Genomic DNA, 18,241 nt, shown 5'->3' on the forward strand with positions numbered 1-18,241 from the left:
GTTTTGGGTAGAAAAAGAAGGGAATCTCCGAGATGCCGCCGCAGGCTGTAACCCTTGAACCCTTGGTTCAAGGTGAATGCGTCGTCATGATTTTAAGGCTTCTCGGACGGACCGAGCATGCTCACCAACCATGGATCGCCACATTCTTGTGGTATGAAATATCGGCTCAGGGGACTGGCCCGCTTGCAAACATCTCAGAGAAATTTTGTCTTCACGATCACTCTACCACAGTTGATCCTGAAGTGTTATTCAAACTTAGGCCCCGGCCTGTCTGTTATGCGACCCTGATCAAGCAATGCCTGTTCGATGGTCTGCTGTAACATTCGGATACGCTGTTCCATGTTGGCTGCGTACTCACGGGTTTTTGCCTTTTCCTGAGCCAGCTCGTAGCTGATGTTCAACGCGGCGATAAACACCAACTGCTCAGTATTTGTGACTCTAGTGCGAACTTTCAGATCTTGCAACCGCTGATTCAGATCCTCCGCAGCCTGGTTAAGAGCATCCCTCTGTTCAGGCGGGCAGTTCACTCGCAGTGAACGACCAAAAATTTGGATATCGACGGGTTGTGCAGACATGCCACCTTCCTGCTGTTTGACTGCGCTCTGCCTTCGCATCCGAGTCCTGGGCTGCGAAGGGGCGACACTATAAGCTAGCCTGGTGAGCACTTTCAAGTTTTTTGCGTCTATACCTTAATGACTGATGTCGCATGCAATGGCATGTAACGTGAAGCATCACGGGTATATCACCAGGGGCCAAAGTGGTAGCATATCATGAATATTCCCACCAACGACGACGAATGCGTATGTCTATACAGAACGAAATACCTGGTTACAACGATGTAGGCCAGTTGCTCAACCAACAGGGCGTGGGGCTGCTTCCTGCTGAAATGCATGGGCTTATCGCAGGGATGATCTGCGGTGGCAACGATGACAGCTCCTGGCAGCCGCTGCTGCATGATTTAACTAACGACGGGCTGGCTTTTGGTCATGAGTTGGCACAGGCACTGCGGGCAATGCATGCGGCAACCAGCGATTCACTGGAAGACGACGGCTTTCTGTTCCAACTCTATTTGCCGGAGGGCGATGACGTCAGCGTTTTCGACCGAGCCGATGCGCTCGCCGGCTGGGTAAACCATTTCCTGCTTGGGTTAGGCGTCACGCAGCCGAAGCTCGACAAAGTGACTGGCGAAACCGGCGAAGCGATTGACGATTTGCGTAACATCGCGCAACTGGGTTATGACGAAGAAGAAGATCAGGAAGAGCTGGAAATGTCGCTTGAAGAGATCATCGAATACGTCCGCGTCGCTGCGCTGCTATGCCACGACACGTTCACGCACCCGCAGCCGACCGCGCCAGAAGTGCGTAAGCCGACGTTACATTAATTCGTCTTGTAGGAAGGAGGTGTCATGACACAGCTTGAGTTTCTCCGTCGTCGCCAGACATTGCTGGCGCAGATGGTTCCGGGTAGCGCGGCGTTGATCTTTGCCGCACCGGAAGCGACCCGCAGCGCAGACAGTGAATACCCGTATCGTCAAAACAGCGATTTCTGGTATTTCACCGGTTTTAACGAACCCGAAGCGGTGCTGGTGCTGATAAAGAGCGATGACACCCACAACCATAGCGTGCTGTTCAACCGCGTGCGTGATAAAACCGCCGAGATCTGGTTTGGCCGCCGTCTTGGTCAGGAAGCCGCGCCAGCGAAGCTGGGCGTCGACCGTGCGCTGGCGTTCCCGGAAATCAACACGCACCTTTACCAGTTGCTCAATGGCCTCGACGCGGTTTATCACGCGCAGGGTGAATATGAGTATGCGGATAATATCCTGTTCACTGCGCTGGAGAAGCTGCGCAAAGGCGCGCGGCAGAATCTGACAGCGCCTGCCACGCTGACTGACTGGCGTCCGATCGTCCACGAGATGCGTCTGTTTAAATCGGCCGAAGAGATCGAAGTGATGCGTCGCGCCGGGGAGATCTCCGCGCTGGCGCATACCCGCGCCATGCAGGTTTGCCGTCCAGGAATGTTTGAATATCAGCTTGAAGGTGAAATTCAGCATGAATTTAACCGCCACGGCGCGCGTTTCCCGTCCTATAACACCATTGTCGGTTCGGGGGAGAACGGCTGCATCCTGCATTACACTGAAAATGAAAGCCAGATGCGTGACGGCGATTTAGTGCTGATTGATGCTGGCTGTGAATATATGGGATACGCCGGGGATATTACCCGCACCTTCCCGGTAAACGGCAAATTCAGCCCGGCACAGCGTGAAATTTATGACATTGTGCTGGCATCGCTGGAACGTGCGCTAGAACTATTCCGTCCGGGAACCTCCATTCAGACCGTCACCGGCGAAGTGGTGCGCATTATGATCACAGGTCTGGCAAAGCTTGGCATTCTGCAGGGCGATATCGATGAATTGATCGCAAAAAATGCCCACCGCCCATTCTTTATGCACGGGTTAAGCCACTGGCTGGGGCTGGATGTTCATGACGTTGGCGTTTACGGTCAGGATCGTTCGCGCGAGCTGGCACCTGGCATGGTGTTGACCGTTGAGCCGGGCCTCTATATTTCCCCGGATGCAGATGTTCCCGAGCAGTATCGCGGCATTGGCATCCGCGTCGAAGATGACATCGTTATTACCGAAGAGGGTAACGAGAATCTCACCGCCAGCGTGGTTAAAAAGGCGGATGATATTGAAGCACTGATGGCGGCGAGCCGTTCATGAGCGTGATTATTGTTGGCGGCGGCATGGCCGGTGCGACGCTCGCGCTGGTCATTTCACATCTGACGCAGGGAAAATTACCGGTTCACCTGGTGGAGGCGATAGCGCCGGGTTCTCACCATCATCCTGGTTTTGATGCCCGTGCCATTGCGCTGGCGGCAGGCACGTGCCAGCAGCTTGCGCGCGTCGGGATCTGGCAGGCGATAGCCCGTTGTGCAACGCCCATTTCGACCGTTCATGTCAGCGATCGTGGTCACGCCGGTTTTGTCACGCTGGATGCACAGGATTATCACCTTGAGGCGCTGGGCCAGGTGGTTGAACTGCATGATATCGGCCAGCGGCTCTTTACCTTGCTGCAAAATGCGCCGGGCGTGACGCTACATTGCCCCGATCGGGTCAGCAATTTGACCCGTAATGAGCACCAAGTATCGGTAACGCTGGAAAGCGGCGAACTGATTAGTGGCCAGTTGCTGGTTGCGGCGGACGGTTCACGTTCGGACATGGGCGAGCAACTGGGGATCCTCTGGCAGAAAACCCCCTATCACCAGGCAGCGGTCATTGCCAACGTCACTACCTCTGTTCCGCATCAGGGACGTGCATTCGAACGCTTCACCGAGCATGGGCCGCTGGCGATGTTGCCCATGTCGCAGGGGCGTTGTTCACTGGTGTGGTGTCATCCGCTGGAAAAACAGCAGCAGGTAGCTGGCTGGTCTGACGAACGTTTTTGTCATGAGCTACAAAAGGCTTTCGGCTGGCGCCTGGGGCGAATTGAGCACGCCGGAAAACGCAGCGTTTATCCCCTGACGCTGACTAACGCGTCGTCGCCGGTTTCTCATCGCGCGGTGCTGGTCGGCAATGCGGCTCAGACGCTGCATCCTATTGCCGGACAAGGGTTTAACCTCGGCATGCGCGATGTCATGACGCTGGCGGAAACGTTAGCAGAGGCGTGGGCGGAGCAGAAAGATGTCGGCTGTTATCCGGTGCTGACGCGCTACCGTCACCAGCGTCAGGCGGACAAAAGTGCAACCATAGGCGTTACCGACGGGCTGGTGCATCTTTTTGCCAACCGCTGGGCGCCGCTTGTCGTCGGGCGCAATATCGGGTTGATGGCGATGGAACTATTTACCCCGGCGCGCGATGTACTGGCGCAGCGCACCCTCGGTTGGGTAGCCCGTTAATCAAAGGAGCAAAGAGTGCAGAGTGTTGATGTTGCGATTGTCGGCGGCGGCATGGTAGGTCTGGCGCTGGCTTGCGGGTTGCAGGGGAGCGGTTTACGGGTTGCGGTGCTGGAGCAGAATGTTCCGCAGCCGCTGGCGGAAGATGCACCACCGGCGCTGCGCGTGTCGGCGATTAACGCCGCCAGCGAAAAACTTTTGACGCATCTTGGCGTGTGGTCAAACATCATTGCCCACCGCGCAGGGCGCTATCACGGCATGGAAGTGTGGGACAAAGACAGCTTTGGCCGCATCTCCTTTGACGACCAAAGCATGGGCTATCCTCACCTTGGCTATATTATTGAAAACGCAGTGATTCATCAGGCGCTGTGGGATAAAGCGCAGCAGTGTCAGGATGTCACCATGATTGCCCCCGCCGAATTACAGCAGGTGGCCTGGGGCGAGAACGACGCGTTTCTCACCTTAAAAGATGGCACGATGCTCACGGCCCGGCTGGTGGTCGGGGCGGATGGCGCGAACTCCTGGTTGCGCAACAAAGCGGATATTCCGCTAACTTACTGGGATTATCACCATCATGCGCTGGTGGCGACCATTCGCACCGAGGAGCCACATCAGGCCGTCGCGCGGCAGGTGTTCGATAACGATGGCATTCTGGCATTTCTGCCGCTGAACGATCCGCATCTGTGTTCGATCGTCTGGTCGCTGCCGCCGGATCAAGCGAAAACGCTACAACAGGCCAGCGATGAGACGTTCAATCAGGCGCTGTGCGTGGCCTTTGATAATCGTCTTGGTCTGTGCAGTGTGGCAAGCGAGCGTCAGGTTTATCCGCTTACCGGTCGCTATGCGCGCCACTTCGCCGGTCATCGTCTGGCGCTGGTGGGCGATGCTGCGCATACCATCCATCCACTGGCTGGGCAGGGCGTCAATCTGGGCTTTATGGATGTTGCGGAATTGATTACCGAGCTGCGCCGTCTGCGCCGCGAAGGCAAAGATATCGGCCAGCATCTCTATCTGCGTCGCTACGAGCGCAGCCGTAAGCACAGTGCGGCGCTAATGCTGGCGGGAATGCAGGGTTTCCGCGAACTGTTTGCCGGGTCGAACCCGGCGAAGAAGCTGTTGCGTGATATTGGTCTGAAACTGGCGGATACCCTTCCAGGGGTAAAAACACAACTGCTGCGCCAGGCGCTCGGCCTGAATGACCTTCCGGAGTGGTTGCGTTAACCCCATCACATTTCCCTTCCCTCAAACGGGAAGGGGACTTCCTGCCTCATTTGAAATATTCTAATTTCACCTCGTTTTTCGGATTAGATTTACTCATGTGTGATTTTTCTCACTGCAGAAAAAATGATGTTTTTGCGGAGTGAAATATTGAAATAAGGCGCAGTTACGTCGCTTTATTGATGTTTTATGTGGATGATTTCGTTTTTATCTGGCACAAAACTCTGTTGCTGTTTTTAGCTAAACAGGTCATAAGCTAATGTGATGGCCCATTTTCTCTTATGGTTAAGTGCCGCTTTCAGTGTTAAGTTCAGGCAAAAGATAACGTTTGCGTCGGCGTCCGAAATGGCCGTTGACGCTGGTCGTTTTGGCGAAATGAACGCCGCCGAAAAACGTGATAGCGCAGCTTATTCGACGAGGACAAGATGGCTCAGCAGACCCCTTTGTATGAACAACACACGTTATGCGGTGCCCGCATGGTGGATTTCCATGGCTGGATGATGCCGCTGCATTACGGCTCGCAGATTGATGAGCACCACGCAGTACGTAGCGATGCCGGGATGTTCGATGTTTCGCACATGACCATCGTCGATTTGAAAGGCAGCCGCACCCGGGAGTTTCTGCAATATTTGCTGGCAAACGATGTGGCTAAACTCACGAAGCCCGGCAAAGCCCTCTACACCGGCATGCTGAATGCCTCGGGCGGCGTGATTGACGATTTGATTGTCTACTACTTCACCGAAGACTTCTTCCGCCTCGTTGTAAACTCCGCCACCCGCGAAAAAGACCTCTCCTGGATCACCCAACACGCCGAACCTTTTGCCATCGATATCACCGTTCGTGATGATCTGTCGCTGATCGCGGTTCAGGGGCCAAACGCGCAGGCGAAAGCCGCCAGCCTGTTTACCGATGCGCAGCGCAGCGCGGTTGAGGGAATGAAACCGTTCTTCGGCGTGGAAGCGGGCGACCTGTTTATCGCGACCACGGGCTATACCGGTGAAGCGGGTTACGAGATTGCTTTGCCGAACGAAAAAGCTGCCAGCTTTTGGCAGGATCTGCTGAAAGCGGGCGTAAAACCTTGCGGGCTCGGCGCGCGCGATACATTGCGCCTGGAAGCGGGCATGAATCTGTATGGCCAGGAGATGGATGAAAGCATCTCTCCGCTGGCTGCCAATATGGGCTGGACCATTGCCTGGGAACCGCAGGATCGCCAGTTCATTGGTCGTGAAGCGCTGGAGCAACAGCGTGAAAAAGGCACCGAACAGCTGGTTGGCCTGGTGATGACGGAAAAAGGTGTGCTGCGGAATGAGTTACCGGTGCACTTTACTGATGTGCACGGCAACGTGCAAAAAGGTGTGATCACCAGCGGGACCTTCTCGCCGACGCTTGGCTACAGTATTGCACTGGCGCGCGTTCCGGCCGGGATTGGCGAAACGGCAATTGTGCAGATCCGTAACCGCGAAATGCCGGTCAAAGTGACCAAACCTGTTTTTGTGCGCAATGGCAAAGCTGTCGCGTAACGTAATTTTTATCTGGAGAGAATAAAATGAGCAACGTACCGGGCGAACTGAAATACAGCAAAGAACACGAATGGCTGCGCAAAGAAGCAGACGGTAGCTATACCGTTGGCATCACTGAACATGCTCAGGAACTGCTGGGTGATATGGTGTTTGTCGACCTGCCGGAAGTGGGCGCGACCGTTAGCGCTGGCGATGACTGCGCCGTTGCCGAATCGGTAAAAGCCGCTTCTGATATCTATGCGCCGATTGGCGGTGAAATCGTAGCCGTTAACGATGCGCTGAATGACTCTCCGGAGCTGGTTAACAGCGAGCCGTACGGCGAAGGCTGGATCTTCAAAATCAAAGCCAGTGACGAATCGGAAGTTGCTGCGCTGCTGGATGCAACGGCATACGCCGCATTGTTAGAAGACGAATAAATACGCGTCATCCTTCACGTTGCAGGCGCGTTGGCTTGCTCGCTCATCCCGGTTACTTACTGATGTAGCGTTTGGGGATTTGCAGCATCGCCGACTTCCTGCAACGCGAATGCTTTAGCGTATTCAGATAATTTCCGAATACGATTCACCGCACGTTTCAGGAACCATCGCTCATGACTCAGACGTTAAGCCAGCTTGAAAATCGCACCGCATTCATCGGCAGGCATATTGGCCCGGACGCATCGCAACAGCAGGAGATGCTGAACACCGTAGGGGCAGATTCGCTGAATGCCCTGATTGCGCAGATCGTACCGAAAGATATTCAGCTCGCCGCGCCGCCACAGGTGGGTGAAGCTACCACCGAATTCGCCGCGCTTGCCGAACTGAAAGCCATCGCGGGCCGCAACAAGCGCTTTAAGTCTTACATTGGCATGGGCTATACCGCAGTGCAGTTACCGCCGGTGATCCTGCGTAATATGCTGGAAAATCCAGGCTGGTACACCGCGTATACGCCGTATCAGCCGGAAGTATCGCAAGGGCGCCTGGAAGCGCTGCTTAACTTTCAACAGGTGACGCTGGATTTGACCGGCCTGGATATCGCCTCTGCTTCCCTGCTGGATGAAGCGACCGCTGCCGCTGAAGCGATGGCGATGGCGAAGCGCGTGAGCAAACTGAAAGGCGCTAACCGTTTCTTCGTTGCCGATGATGTGCACCCGCAAACGCTGGATGTCGTGCGCACGCGTGCCGAAACCTTCGGGTTTGAGGTAATTGTTGATGCGGCTGACAAAGTGCTGGATCACCAGGATGTTTTCGGTGTTCTGCTGCAACAGGTTGGCACCACCGGCGAAGTACACAATTACAGCGCGCTGATTGCGGAGCTGAAAGCCCGCAAAATCGTGGTCAGCGTCGCCGCCGATTTTATGGCGCTGGTGCAGTTGACGGCGCCAGGTAAGCAGGGCGCCGACATTGTGTTTGGCTCCGCTCAGCGTTTCGGCGTGCCGATGGGCTACGGCGGTCCGCACGCGGCGTTCTTTGCTGCCAAAGATGAATTCAAACGCTCCATGCCTGGGCGCATTATCGGGGTTTCCAAAGATGCTGCCGGTAACACCGCGCTGCGCATGGCGATGCAGACCCGCGAGCAGCATATCCGCCGCGAGAAAGCCAACTCCAACATCTGTACTTCACAGGTGCTGCTGGCCAATATCGCCAGCCTGTACGCGGTGTTCCACGGCCCGGAAGGGCTGAAACGCATTGCGGGCCGCATTCACCGCCTGGCCGACATTCTCGCTACCGGTTTGCAGCATAAGGGGCTGAAACTGCGTCATGCGCACTACTTCGATACGCTGTGCGTTGAGGTCGCGGATAAAGCCGCTGTGCTGGCGCGCGCCCAGGCGCAAGAGATCAACCTGCGCAGCGACATTCTGAACGCGGTGGGTATTACGCTGGACGAAACGACCACCCGCGAAGATGTGCTGGCACTGTTTAGTGTCCTGCTGGGTGACAATCATGGTCTGGATATTGATGCGCTGGACAAAGATGTTGCGCTCGATAGCCGTTCCATTCCGCAGGGGATGCTGCGCGATGATGCGTTCCTGACGCACCCGGTGTTCAACCGTTATCACAGCGAAACCGAGATGATGCGCTATATGCACTCTCTGGAACGCAAAGATCTGGCGCTGAATCAGGCGATGATCCCGCTGGGCTCCTGCACCATGAAACTGAACGCGGCAGCCGAAATGATTCCTATCACCTGGCCGGAGTTCGCGGAACTGCATCCGTTCTGCCCGCCGGAACAGGCTGAAGGCTATCATCAAATGATTACTCAGCTTTCCGAGTGGCTGGTCAAGCTCACCGGTTACGATGCGCTCTGCATGCAGCCAAACTCCGGCGCGCAGGGAGAGTACGCAGGTCTGCTGGCCATTCGCCACTACCACGAAAGCCGCAACGAAGGTCATCGTGATATCTGTCTGATCCCAAGTTCCGCGCACGGCACTAACCCGGCGTCGGCGCAGATGGCGGGGATGCAGGTGGTAGTCGTTGCCTGTGATAAAAATGGCAACATCGACCTTGCCGATCTGCGCGCGAAAGCTGAACAGGCGGGTGATAACCTCTCCTGCATTATGGTCACCTATCCGTCCACTCACGGCGTATATGAAGAGACAATCCGTGAAGTGTGCGAAGTGGTGCATCAGTTTGGCGGCCAGGTTTACCTCGATGGCGCAAACATGAACGCCCAGGTGGGCATCACTTCGCCGGGTTTTATCGGCGCGGATGTTTCTCACCTCAACCTGCATAAAACGTTCTGTATTCCGCACGGCGGTGGCGGTCCGGGTATGGGGCCGATCGGCGTGAAAGCGCATCTGGCACCGTTTGTTCCGGGGCACAGCGTGGTGCAAATCGAAGGCATGTTGACGCGCCAGGGGGCGGTTTCTGCCGCACCGTTTGGCAGCGCGTCGATTCTGCCGATTAGCTGGATGTATATCCGGATGATGGGCGCGGAAGGGCTGAAGCAGGCCAGCCAGGTGGCGATCCTTAATGCTAACTACATCGCCAGCCGTCTGAAAGAGGCGTTCCCGGTGCTGTATACCGGTCGTGATGGACGTGTAGCGCATGAATGCATTCTCGATATTCGTCCGTTGAAAGAAGAGACCGGGATTAGTGAACTGGATATCGCTAAACGTTTGATCGACTACGGTTTCCATGCTCCGACCATGTCCTTCCCGGTTGCCGGTACGCTGATGGTGGAACCGACAGAATCGGAAAGCAAAGTCGAACTGGATCGTTTTATCGATGCGATGCTGGCGATCCGTGGCGAAATCGACCGTGTGAAGCAGGGCGAATGGACGCTGGAAGATAACCCGCTGGTGAACGCGCCACACACCCAGAATGAACTGGTGGCGGAGTGGAACCACGGTTATACCCGTGAACTGGCCGTGTTCCCGGCAGGCTTCGCAAACAAATACTGGCCAACCGTCAAACGTCTGGATGATGTCTACGGCGACCGTAACCTGTTCTGCTCCTGTGTGCCGATGAGCGAATACCAGTAATTCACTGATTCATCTATTTTTTAAGGGCGCTTCGGCGCCCTTTTCTTTTGGGGAACGGTGACGATTGCAGTAGTGACGCGCGCTGCGTCAGGTCGGGAAAGGCGCAACTGGATGCTTTCCAGAATTCACATACTGCGCTGCTCGTGATGTCTTACTCTGCAACGGCAGGGCAACTTCAACCGCTCAGGGAAAACCCTTCGTCACAGGCGTTAACCCAACAGGTTGCCGGATAAGCCTGATACTTAACCCTGCTCCCGCAGCGAGGCAGCACGCCATTGTCAGGACTGCGACGACAAACGCATGGGTGATATCCGTCGCGCTATGGCTGTCGCCCACAACGCTGTAAAAAATGCCGCCCATCACCGCGACGCTGAGCGCAGTACTGACTTGCAAAGCGGAGCTGGTGATACCAGCAATCATGCCAGCAAATTCCGGTGCGACGCGGCCTGTTAGCATGCGCATCAGCATTGGCATCGCCAGACCCTGGCCAAAACCGGTGATAAACAGCAGCGCGGCGAGTGGCGTTATTGCGGGAGTCGCGCCCGTCGCCGTGGTGGTCACCAGCCATGCCAGGCCTGCTAACCCGACGGTTTCGCATCCCATCCCGATCGTGCTCAGATAATTTCCGGCAAAGCGCCGCAGGTACGGGGTGAGCAACGGCCCAATCAGAAAACCGGCACCAAACGGCAGAAAAATCAGGCCAGCCGTTAGCGCATCGACATGCAGTGCGCTTTGCAGATAAACCGAGAACAGCAAAAAGAATGCGGCGATGGAATAGAACAACAGCGCGATCGCCAACCCACAACCCAGCCCCGGCGCACGTAACGCGACAGGATCCAGCAGCGGAGAGCCGCCATGACGGCTGAGGCGTATTTCATAACGCCATAAAAGCGAGGCCAGCAGCGGAGCGGCAAGGAATAATAGCCACGTCCACCAGGGCCAGCCCGCCTCTCGGCCTTCAATCAACGGAATAATTAGCGCGCTCAACGTTGCTGTTGCCAGCAGCATACCGCCGGGATCAAGTTTGCGGGCATGTGGCGCCCGTGTCTCTTTCAACAATGGAATACCAAAAACAATGACCAACAGCGCCACTGGCAGGTTAACAAGAAAAATAGCCCGCCACCCGAGGTTGAACAGGTTCAATGTAATCAGGATGCCGCCCAGCGCCTGTCCGATAACGGAGGCAAGGCCAAACACGGCACCATATAATCCCAGCGCTAATGGCTTCTCTGTTTCAGGAAAGATCGCCTGCACGGAAGCGAGCGCCTGCGGTGCCATGACGGCGGCCGAAGCGCCCTGCAGTGCGCGCCCGACAATCAACACCCACGGCGATCCGGCGATCCCGCACAACAGTGATGCAACCGCAAAACCAATCAGCCCAAGGAAAAACATCTTGCCACGACCATACAGATCACCCAGCCGTCCGCCGGTGATTAACGTGGTCGCATACACTGCGGCATACGATGAGATAACCAGTTGCTCCGCGGAAGACGAAGAGGCTAAATCGCTCTGGATTGACGGGAGCGCCACATTAACGATAAAAAAATCGAGCGGTGGCAGGAAAGCTCCCACCAATAAGACAACGAACATCGCCCAGCGACGAGGTTCAGCTTGCGTTATGTTATGTGCTGACATAACCCCTCCCGGAAACCCTGCGGTTTCCAATCAAGCAAAATGGGTAGAACAAATGAAACATGTGGATTCAGGTGCGCGAGGTATCCCGGCTCTTTCCTGCATGCGAACTGTCTGGCGGCCTTTATTGAAATGCGGCGCGTTAGCGCATGCCGCCAGACGCCATAATGACCTCGCCGGTCACCCATCCTGCGTCGTCTGATGCAAGGTAAGAGACGATCGGCGCGATGTCCTGCACCTGACCGATACGACCAAGCGGCGTCTGCGCTTCGTTCCAGGTCTGGAAGTCCGAACCCATCGCTCCAGTAGCGTGCGTACCTTCCGTTTCGACAAGGCCAGGGTTAACGGCGTTAACGCGGATGCCGCGCGGACCAAGCTCGCGCGCGAGTACGCCGGTAATGGCGTCAATGGCACCTTTGGAGCCGCTATAAATAGCGCTCTCTGCCATGAACACGCGTGTGACGAACGAACTGATATTGATGATGCTCCCGCCTTTCTCCAGATGCGGCACGGCAGCGGCGCAGACCAGTAGCGGGCCAAGCACATTGATGTCGAACTGTTTGCGGTACAGCGCTTCGGTGGTTTCTTCGATCCGGGCGAACTGATAAATTCCCGAGTTATTCACCACAATGTCCAGCCGCCCAAAATGTTCAATCGCCGAGCTAACCAGCGCCTCAACCTCACGCTGGTTGGTAACGTCTGCGGCGACCGCCATGGCCTCTCCGCCTGCGGCTTCAATATCCGCAACCACGCTGTCTGCACCGGTTTTGCCGGTGGCGTAGTTGACGATAACCTTCGCACCCTCCGCCGCCAGTTGGCGGGCAATCCCGGCACCGATACCTTTGGATGCGCCTGTGACGATGGCAACTTTGTTTTTTAATTTGTTCATACTTTCAGATCCCGGATGAGGCCATAGCAGCCTGTTCAGTGAAGAGACATTATGGTGATGCCTGCATAATTGTTAGGGAACTGCCATTTATGTATATTTGATGTTCATTTTTGAACGGGGGCGGATATGGAATGGAGTGATGTACGGATATTTCTGGCGGTGATCCGCAAGGGATCGTTCGGCGAGGCCGCCCGAAGCCTGGGCGTGAGCCATCCGACGGTGGGCCGACGGATCAAAGCACTCGAAGATGAGGCACAACAGCCGCTGTTTCGCCGCACGCGTGAGGGTCTGGTGCTGACCGATGCCGGAGACACGGTGCTGAACCTGGCGGAATCGATGGAAAATTCTGCGCTGGCACTAGAAAGGCGCCTGGCGGGTAATCACCAACGGCTCGAAGGTATTTTGCGGATCTCATGTGCTGAGTGGTTTGCGGGTTATGTGCTGTCACCGGTGCTGGTCGAATTGACGCGTCGTCATCCGGCCGTGGTACCGGAGGTCATCGCCAGCTACCGCTTACTTAATTTATCCCGGCGCGATGCCGATGTGGCCTTTCGTCTCGTGCCTTTTACCGAGCCGGACATTGTCCAGCGTCGCCTGATGACCATTTCCTATGGTCTTTACGGTACGCCTGAAACCGCACAGACACTGCACAACGATCCGGCGTCAGTGGGGCTTATTCTGATGAACACCGCCCAGTCACATTTTCCTGATGTCTCGTGGTTGCTCGACAGATTCCCCCGCTCCAGGCGTGTTTTCACCAGCACAAGCCGGGCTGTCCAGGCGCAAATGTGCCTGCAGGGGATGGGGGTGGCCGTGTTGCCACGGCCGCTGGGAGACGCTGTTTCCGGTCTGCAACGCATTCAGACTGAGGAGCAACTGCCATCCAGAGAGATATGGGTCGGCTACCACCAGGATCTCCGGCATATGGACCGCTTACGCGCCATGCTGGATATCGCCGATACGCTGCTTGCCGACCCGGCGACGAGAGCACCGTGAACCCGCGTGCCATTCTACTTAGCACGCCACAGAGAAAACATGTCCCGCTCTGGTTAGCCCACGATGCTTTGTGCCACTGGCATCCGGCAACGCCTCAAAACATCACAGCTTTTCGCCATTGCTGGCGATCACTTCTTTGTACCAATTAAAGCTCTTCTTGCGGGAGCGGGACATATCCCCTGTACCGTCGTCATGCTTGTTCACATAGATAAAGCCATAACGCTTGCTGTACTGGCCGGTGGTGAAGGAGACACAGTCGATGCAGCCCCACGGCGTATAGCCCATCAGATCCACGCCATCGTAAGTGACCGCTTTCATCATCTCTTCAACGTGTGCGCGCAGATAATCGATGCGGTAGTCATCGTTGATGCTGCCATCGGCTTCGACTTTATCGTAAGCGCCAAAGCCGTTTTCAACGATGAACAGTGGTTTCTGGTAGCGTTCATACAGTTCGCACAGAGAGTAGCGCAGCCCGACAGGATCGATCTGCCAGCCCCAGTCGGAGGCTTTGACATGCGGGTTCGGTACGCTGCCTTCGAAGCCGGAGATAGCATCGCCGCTGCCGCCTTCCGCTTTTACCGCGTTGGTCATGTAGTAGCTGAAACCCAGGTAATCGCAGGTGCCTTCACGCAGGATCTGTTCATCGCCGTGTTCCATTTTGATGGAGAAGCCGCGGCGTTCCCATTCGTTCAGCACATAGGACGGGTAGTAACCTCGCAATTGTACATCGGTAAAGACATAGCGCTCGCGCATTGATTCCTGCGCAAACATGACGTCTTCCGGCTTACAGGAGAAGGGATAGAGCGCGACCATTGCCAGCATACAGCCGACTTTCATTTCCGGGTTGATGCGGCGGGCCGCTTTCACTGCCAGGGCACTGGCGACGAACTGGTGGTGCAGCACCTGGTACATGGTCTCTTCCGGGTTTTCATGATCGGTATAGACCACGCCGGAGCAGCAGTAGCCGAACAGCGGCGCACGCCAGTTACGCTGGTTGTTGATTTCGTTGAAGGTCATCCAGTATTTGACCTTGCTCTTGTAGCGTTCGAAAACCACTTCCGCGAAGCGTACGAAGAAATCGACCACTTTACGGTTGGTCCAGCCGCCATATTCCTGTACCAGATGCAGTGGCATCTCGAAGTGGGAGAGGGTGATCACCGGTTCGATGTTATATTTCAGTAGTTCATCGAACATATCGTCGTAGAATTTCAGCCCTTCTTCGTTAGGCTGCTGCTCATCCCCTTTTGGAAAGATACGGGTCCAGGCGATCGAGGTGCGAAAGCATTTAAAGCCCATCTCGGCGAACAGCTTGATGTCTTCTTTGTAGTGACCGTGGAAATCGATCGCTTCATGGTTCGGGTAATATTTCCCGGCCACTACTTCGGTGGTGATCTCTCGCGGTACGCCGTGCGCGCCGCCGGTCAGCACGTCGCAAATGCTTGGGCCTTTGCCGCCTTTATTCCAGCCACCCTCAACCTGGTGCGCAGCAACGGCGCCGCCCCATAAAAAATCTTTTGGTAAGGTCAGTTTTTTCATCTTTGCTCTTCTCGTCATATTGGCTATTAACGAGTCTAACAAAGGTGAATTAAATGTCACGATATAACAAATTGCCGTCGGGGTAATTTGTTACACCAGAAAAACGCCCTGTTTTTTTATGCTATTTTCTTCGCCAGCTTACGCCCCAGTGATTCCAGAATATAAATAACCGGAATCTGCGTCGTAATATCGTAGCCGCCTGGAATACGCGTGGGAGGAATATGCCAGGAGAGGTTAAAATCTGCCAGTTTCGCCAGGCGTGATTGTTCGTGGCTGGTAATCGACAGCACTTTGCAGTGATGCAGGCTGAATTGCCCGGCAAAACGCAGGATCTCCTCGGTCTCGCCAGAGACGGAAAGGACAATCGCCAGGGCATTTTTTGCCATATCATTGGTGACCGGAAAATAAGGATCGTCGATATGGTTGCTGAATTTTCCGATATTAGAGAAAAAACGGGCGCCATATTTTGCCAGTGCACCGGATGTTCCAGCGCCAACAAAAATAATACGCTCTGAAGATAATATTATATCGACGGCTTTATTCAGCAGGGCATCAAATTCATCGTTATTTACGCTTTTAAAAAAACTAATAACTTCACTGGCACCAAAATTCGCCTGGGGTAACTCATTTTGCTCTAAATATAATTTGAAGCGGACGCGAAACTCCGAATAGCCTTCGCAGTTAAGCTTGCGGCAAAAGCGCAGCACCGTGGTGGTGGAGACGCCCGCCGCATCGGCCAGCTCGCGGATCGTCATATACATCACTTTGTCGCGGTTTTTGACCACATAGTGATAGACCATCATCTCCAGATTATTGAGGCTGGCGATGGCGGAGTGGGTAAACATCGTCACGGTGGTGTCCTTTACTCTCTGTTAACGTTGCCAGCCAGCGTGTAATTGCGTGACTACATGCTGCCATAACTCTGGCTGGCTTGCCCTGAGTTTTGTCCCCGGCATAAGAATCTGATTTCGCGGCCTGCATATTGTCATTTCCGCTTCATACTTTCATCCTACATTCACGTTTTATGGGCGTATGTTCCTTGCCAGAAGATTGAACAGTTGTAACGCCAGTCGTCGGCTTAAATACTACATATATATTGATACGAATTTTTTTTTAGCGTACAGGTGTGCACTGGAATCATTCTCAGTTACTCTATTAACGCAAAGTTTTTTTGAGTTCTCCCGGAGTTAGCTATGGCCAAGAAACCCTTAATCGCACAGGGATACACACTGGCAGAAGAAATTGCCAACAGCATTAGCCACGGAATTGGGCTGGTGTTCGGTATCGTCGGGCTGGTGCTACTGCTGGTACAGGCAGTAGATGCAAAGGCCAGTACAATGGCAATCACCAGCTACTCGCTTTATGGCGGCAGCATGATTTTGCTGTTCCTCGCCTCTACGCTTTACCATGCCATTCCGTACCAGCGTGCCAAGGCGTGGCTGAAGAAATTTGACCACTGCGCCATTTATCTGCTGATTGCCGGAACGTATACACCCTTTCTGCTGGTTGGGCTGGACTCGCCGCTGGCGCGTGGGCTGATGATTGTCATCTGGAGCCTCGCCCTGCTGGGGATCTTATTTAAACTCACCATTGCCCATCGTTTTAAAGTGCTGTCGCTGGTGACTTATCTGACCATGGGCTGGCTGTCGCTAATTGTGATTTACCAGCTTGCCACGCGCCTGTCGGTTGGAGGCGTAACGCTACTGGCCGTGGGCGGCCTGGTCTATTCGCTTGGCGTGATTTTTTACGTCTGCAAACGCATTCCTTATAACCACGCAATCTGGCACGGCTTCGTGCTGGGCGGCAGTGTCTGCCACTTCCTGGCGATTTATTTGTACGTCGGACAGCTTTAAGTTAAAGCCGGTGGCGGTTTTCGCCCCGGCTTAGCGCGTTTACTCTTCCAGTGAATAAGGCAGCGGCTCGATGCTTAACGTATTCGCATCGTCGCGCACGCGGAACACGCTGCCGGGTTCCATATCGTTGTTCATCACCACCTGAACCAGAAGGCGCCCGTCATCAAGCTGCACCGCGGCCAACACGGTACCGGTACGGCGCCAGTTGTCTCCCATCTTCAACTCAAGGTCCTCTCCCGCTTCCGGCACCCGGCTGGCTGTCCCTGCCAGATACCACAATGCGCGTTTGTTGGCGCCGCGGAATTTTGCTCGAGCCACCATCTCCTGGCCGGTGTAACAGCCTTTTTTAAAGCTGATGCCGCCCAGCGCCTGTAGGTTAGTGGCCTGTGGGATAAACTGCCCGCTGTTCGGCGCATCAATAACCGGCAGGCCTGCTTCGATATTCAACGCCAGCCACTGTTGGCTGTTATTAAGCTGCGCTTCGCCCCGCAGTTTTTCGGTCACCTGTTGCGCCGTTGCGGCACTGGTTACCAGCAGGAAACGCTCGGCAGGATGCGCAAACCACAGCAGAGTGGTATCACCCTCCTGAATAACCTGTTTTTCACTGTCCGGAAGGGTGGTAAAGAGATTCGCCAGCGCCGCGCGCGCCTGAAAGCCGGCCACGCCCAGCAGCACGTGTTCATCGTCTTGTGCAATGGCGACTTTAGAGAATACGGCGTATTTCTTCAGTTCACGAAGCTGCGCTTCACGCACGCTGCGGCGCAGGATCCAGGCAAAACCGTCCTGGAAGTGGAACAACCGCATATTGCTCCACATTTTCCCTTTAGAATCACAGTGCGCTGCCAGCAGGTGCTGTTCAGCCGTCATCGTGGTGACATCTGCGGTCACCTGGCCTTGCAGGTATTTTTCGCTATCTGCGCCGGTAATCGTTGCCAGCGCCCAGTCATCGAGCGTCATAAGCGTCAGCGGCAGACGTGATGATGCGGTCGGCTGACGCGGAGGAAACGGAGTAAAAGGCATAATAATGTCCTGATTAGCTTAACGCTGTGTTGGTTCTTAATGGTAAAAGAGCCGTTGTTCAATGCAAGTAATAAAGCATGCGTTTTGTGCCATTGTGCACGCGTTGCGCAGCATTACGCAGCACAGTGATATTTTTTGCAGTGGGTGCGATTAATTCTGGAAGCGGCCCCGCGAAGCGAAATATTCCGCAAAAGGAATATTAAAAACACGTTACAATGGGCCC

Annotated in this window: 15 protein-coding genes and 1 other RNA gene; 9 read left to right on the forward strand and 7 right to left on the reverse strand. The window is 55.0% G+C overall.

Annotated elements, in window-relative coordinates:
* Window positions 1–20: 20 nt before the first annotated feature.
* Together ssrS and zapA are read right to left on the reverse strand one after the other, a co-directional pair.
* A non-coding RNA gene (gene ssrS / locus AWR26_RS04120) (6S RNA) lies at window positions 21–204 on the reverse strand.
* Between the two features lie 41 nt (window positions 205–245).
* On the reverse strand, window positions 246–575 hold the full coding sequence (gene zapA / locus AWR26_RS04125) for a cell division protein ZapA (protein WP_064563800.1): 330 nt from the start codon (window positions 573–575) through the stop codon (window positions 246–248).
* A 227-nt stretch (window positions 576–802) separates the two neighbouring features.
* On the opposite strand from zapA, the gene AWR26_RS04130 reads away from it, so the two are divergent.
* The 7 genes from AWR26_RS04130 (at window position 803) to gcvP (ending at window position 10,092) form a co-directional block, all read left to right on the forward strand.
* Complete coding sequence (locus AWR26_RS04130) at window positions 803–1,381, forward strand: YecA/YgfB family protein (RefSeq protein WP_139227927.1); 579 nt, start codon at window positions 803–805, stop codon at window positions 1,379–1,381.
* Window positions 1,382–1,405: 24 nt separating this feature from the next.
* Window positions 1,406–2,719, forward strand: a complete 1,314-nt coding sequence (gene pepP, locus AWR26_RS04135) for a Xaa-Pro aminopeptidase (protein WP_064563802.1) — start codon at window positions 1,406–1,408, stop codon at window positions 2,717–2,719.
* Window positions 2,716–3,894, forward strand: coding sequence for a 2-octaprenyl-6-methoxyphenyl hydroxylase (ubiH, locus tag AWR26_RS04140; RefSeq protein ID WP_064563804.1), 1,179 nt, complete (start codon window positions 2,716–2,718; stop codon window positions 3,892–3,894). The genes pepP and ubiH overlap by 4 nt, the downstream gene beginning before the upstream one ends.
* Before the next feature lie 15 nt (window positions 3,895–3,909).
* A complete protein-coding gene (gene ubiI / locus AWR26_RS04145; protein ID WP_064563806.1) occupies window positions 3,910–5,112 on the forward strand; it encodes an FAD-dependent 2-octaprenylphenol hydroxylase in 1,203 nt (400 codons plus the stop codon).
* Window positions 5,113–5,534: 422 nt separating this feature from the next.
* Window positions 5,535–6,629 carry a glycine cleavage system aminomethyltransferase GcvT gene (gcvT, locus tag AWR26_RS04150; RefSeq protein WP_043956653.1) on the forward strand — a complete coding sequence of 365 codons (1,095 nt, stop codon included), beginning with the start codon at window positions 5,535–5,537 and terminating at the stop codon, window positions 6,627–6,629.
* A 26-nt stretch (window positions 6,630–6,655) separates the two neighbouring features.
* Window positions 6,656–7,045, forward strand: a complete 390-nt coding sequence (gene gcvH / locus AWR26_RS04155; protein WP_007370242.1) for a glycine cleavage system protein GcvH — start codon at window positions 6,656–6,658, stop codon at window positions 7,043–7,045.
* Between the two features lie 173 nt (window positions 7,046–7,218).
* A complete protein-coding gene (gene gcvP, locus AWR26_RS04160) occupies window positions 7,219–10,092 on the forward strand; it encodes an aminomethyl-transferring glycine dehydrogenase (RefSeq protein ID WP_064563808.1) in 2,874 nt (957 codons plus the stop codon).
* Between the two features lie 183 nt (window positions 10,093–10,275).
* Here gcvP and AWR26_RS04165 read toward each other — a convergent pair whose 3' ends face one another.
* Both AWR26_RS04165 and AWR26_RS04170 read right to left on the reverse strand, forming a co-directional pair.
* Window positions 10,276–11,727 (reverse strand): MFS transporter, encoded by a 1,452-nt coding sequence (locus AWR26_RS04165; protein WP_064563810.1) that lies wholly within the window; start codon window positions 11,725–11,727, stop codon window positions 10,276–10,278.
* A gap of 139 nt (window positions 11,728–11,866) precedes the next feature.
* The gene (locus AWR26_RS04170) at window positions 11,867–12,613 is read right to left on the reverse strand and encodes an SDR family NAD(P)-dependent oxidoreductase (protein WP_064563812.1); all 747 of its coding nucleotides are present in this window, start codon (window positions 12,611–12,613) and stop codon (window positions 11,867–11,869) included.
* Between the two features lie 126 nt (window positions 12,614–12,739).
* On the opposite strand from AWR26_RS04170, the gene AWR26_RS04175 reads away from it, so the two are divergent.
* Window positions 12,740–13,609 (forward strand): LysR family transcriptional regulator, encoded by an 870-nt coding sequence (locus AWR26_RS04175; protein ID WP_064563814.1) that lies wholly within the window; start codon window positions 12,740–12,742, stop codon window positions 13,607–13,609.
* Between the two features lie 102 nt (window positions 13,610–13,711).
* Here AWR26_RS04175 and bglA read toward each other — a convergent pair whose 3' ends face one another.
* Together bglA and AWR26_RS04185 are read right to left on the reverse strand one after the other, a co-directional pair.
* On the reverse strand, window positions 13,712–15,145 hold the full coding sequence (gene bglA / locus AWR26_RS04180; RefSeq protein WP_064563816.1) for a 6-phospho-beta-glucosidase BglA: 1,434 nt from the start codon (window positions 15,143–15,145) through the stop codon (window positions 13,712–13,714).
* Between the two features lie 116 nt (window positions 15,146–15,261).
* On the reverse strand, window positions 15,262–15,990 hold the full coding sequence (locus AWR26_RS04185) for a MurR/RpiR family transcriptional regulator (RefSeq protein WP_007370250.1): 729 nt from the start codon (window positions 15,988–15,990) through the stop codon (window positions 15,262–15,264).
* A 348-nt stretch (window positions 15,991–16,338) separates the two neighbouring features.
* On the opposite strand from AWR26_RS04185, the gene trhA reads away from it, so the two are divergent.
* A complete protein-coding gene (trhA, locus tag AWR26_RS04190; RefSeq protein ID WP_007370251.1) occupies window positions 16,339–16,998 on the forward strand; it encodes a PAQR family membrane homeostasis protein TrhA in 660 nt (219 codons plus the stop codon).
* Between the two features lie 39 nt (window positions 16,999–17,037).
* Here the strand turns inward: trhA and ygfZ are convergent, their stop codons facing one another.
* A complete protein-coding gene (gene ygfZ / locus AWR26_RS04195) occupies window positions 17,038–18,018 on the reverse strand; it encodes a tRNA-modifying protein YgfZ (RefSeq protein WP_064563818.1) in 981 nt (326 codons plus the stop codon).
* Window positions 18,019–18,241 lie beyond the last annotated feature (223 nt).

The organism is Kosakonia oryzae (assembly GCF_001658025.2).
Taxonomy (GTDB): Bacteria; Pseudomonadota; Gammaproteobacteria; order Enterobacterales; family Enterobacteriaceae; genus Kosakonia; species Kosakonia oryzae.

Coding starts and splice junctions, on each gene's coding strand:
- zapA (WP_064563800.1), bottom strand. CDS start 575: ATGTCTGCACAACCCGTCGATATCCAAATTTTTGGTCGTTCACTGCGA.
- AWR26_RS04130 (WP_139227927.1), top strand. CDS start 803: ATGTCTATACAGAACGAAATACCTGGTTACAACGATGTAGGCCAGTTG.
- pepP (WP_064563802.1), top strand. CDS start 1,406: ATGACACAGCTTGAGTTTCTCCGTCGTCGCCAGACATTGCTGGCGCAG.
- ubiH (WP_064563804.1), top strand. CDS start 2,716: ATGAGCGTGATTATTGTTGGCGGCGGCATGGCCGGTGCGACGCTCGCG.
- gcvT (WP_043956653.1), top strand. CDS start 5,535: ATGGCTCAGCAGACCCCTTTGTATGAACAACACACGTTATGCGGTGCC.
- gcvH (WP_007370242.1), top strand. CDS start 6,656: ATGAGCAACGTACCGGGCGAACTGAAATACAGCAAAGAACACGAATGG.
- gcvP (WP_064563808.1), top strand. CDS start 7,219: ATGACTCAGACGTTAAGCCAGCTTGAAAATCGCACCGCATTCATCGGC.
- AWR26_RS04165 (WP_064563810.1), bottom strand. CDS start 11,727: ATGTCAGCACATAACATAACGCAAGCTGAACCTCGTCGCTGGGCGATG.
- AWR26_RS04170 (WP_064563812.1), bottom strand. CDS start 12,613: ATGAACAAATTAAAAAACAAAGTTGCCATCGTCACAGGCGCATCCAAA.
- AWR26_RS04175 (WP_064563814.1), top strand. CDS start 12,740: ATGGAATGGAGTGATGTACGGATATTTCTGGCGGTGATCCGCAAGGGA.
- bglA (WP_064563816.1), bottom strand. CDS start 15,145: ATGAAAAAACTGACCTTACCAAAAGATTTTTTATGGGGCGGCGCCGTT.
- AWR26_RS04185 (WP_007370250.1), bottom strand. CDS start 15,990: ATGTTTACCCACTCCGCCATCGCCAGCCTCAATAATCTGGAGATGATG.
- trhA (WP_007370251.1), top strand. CDS start 16,339: ATGGCCAAGAAACCCTTAATCGCACAGGGATACACACTGGCAGAAGAA.
- ygfZ (WP_064563818.1), bottom strand. CDS start 18,018: ATGCCTTTTACTCCGTTTCCTCCGCGTCAGCCGACCGCATCATCACGT.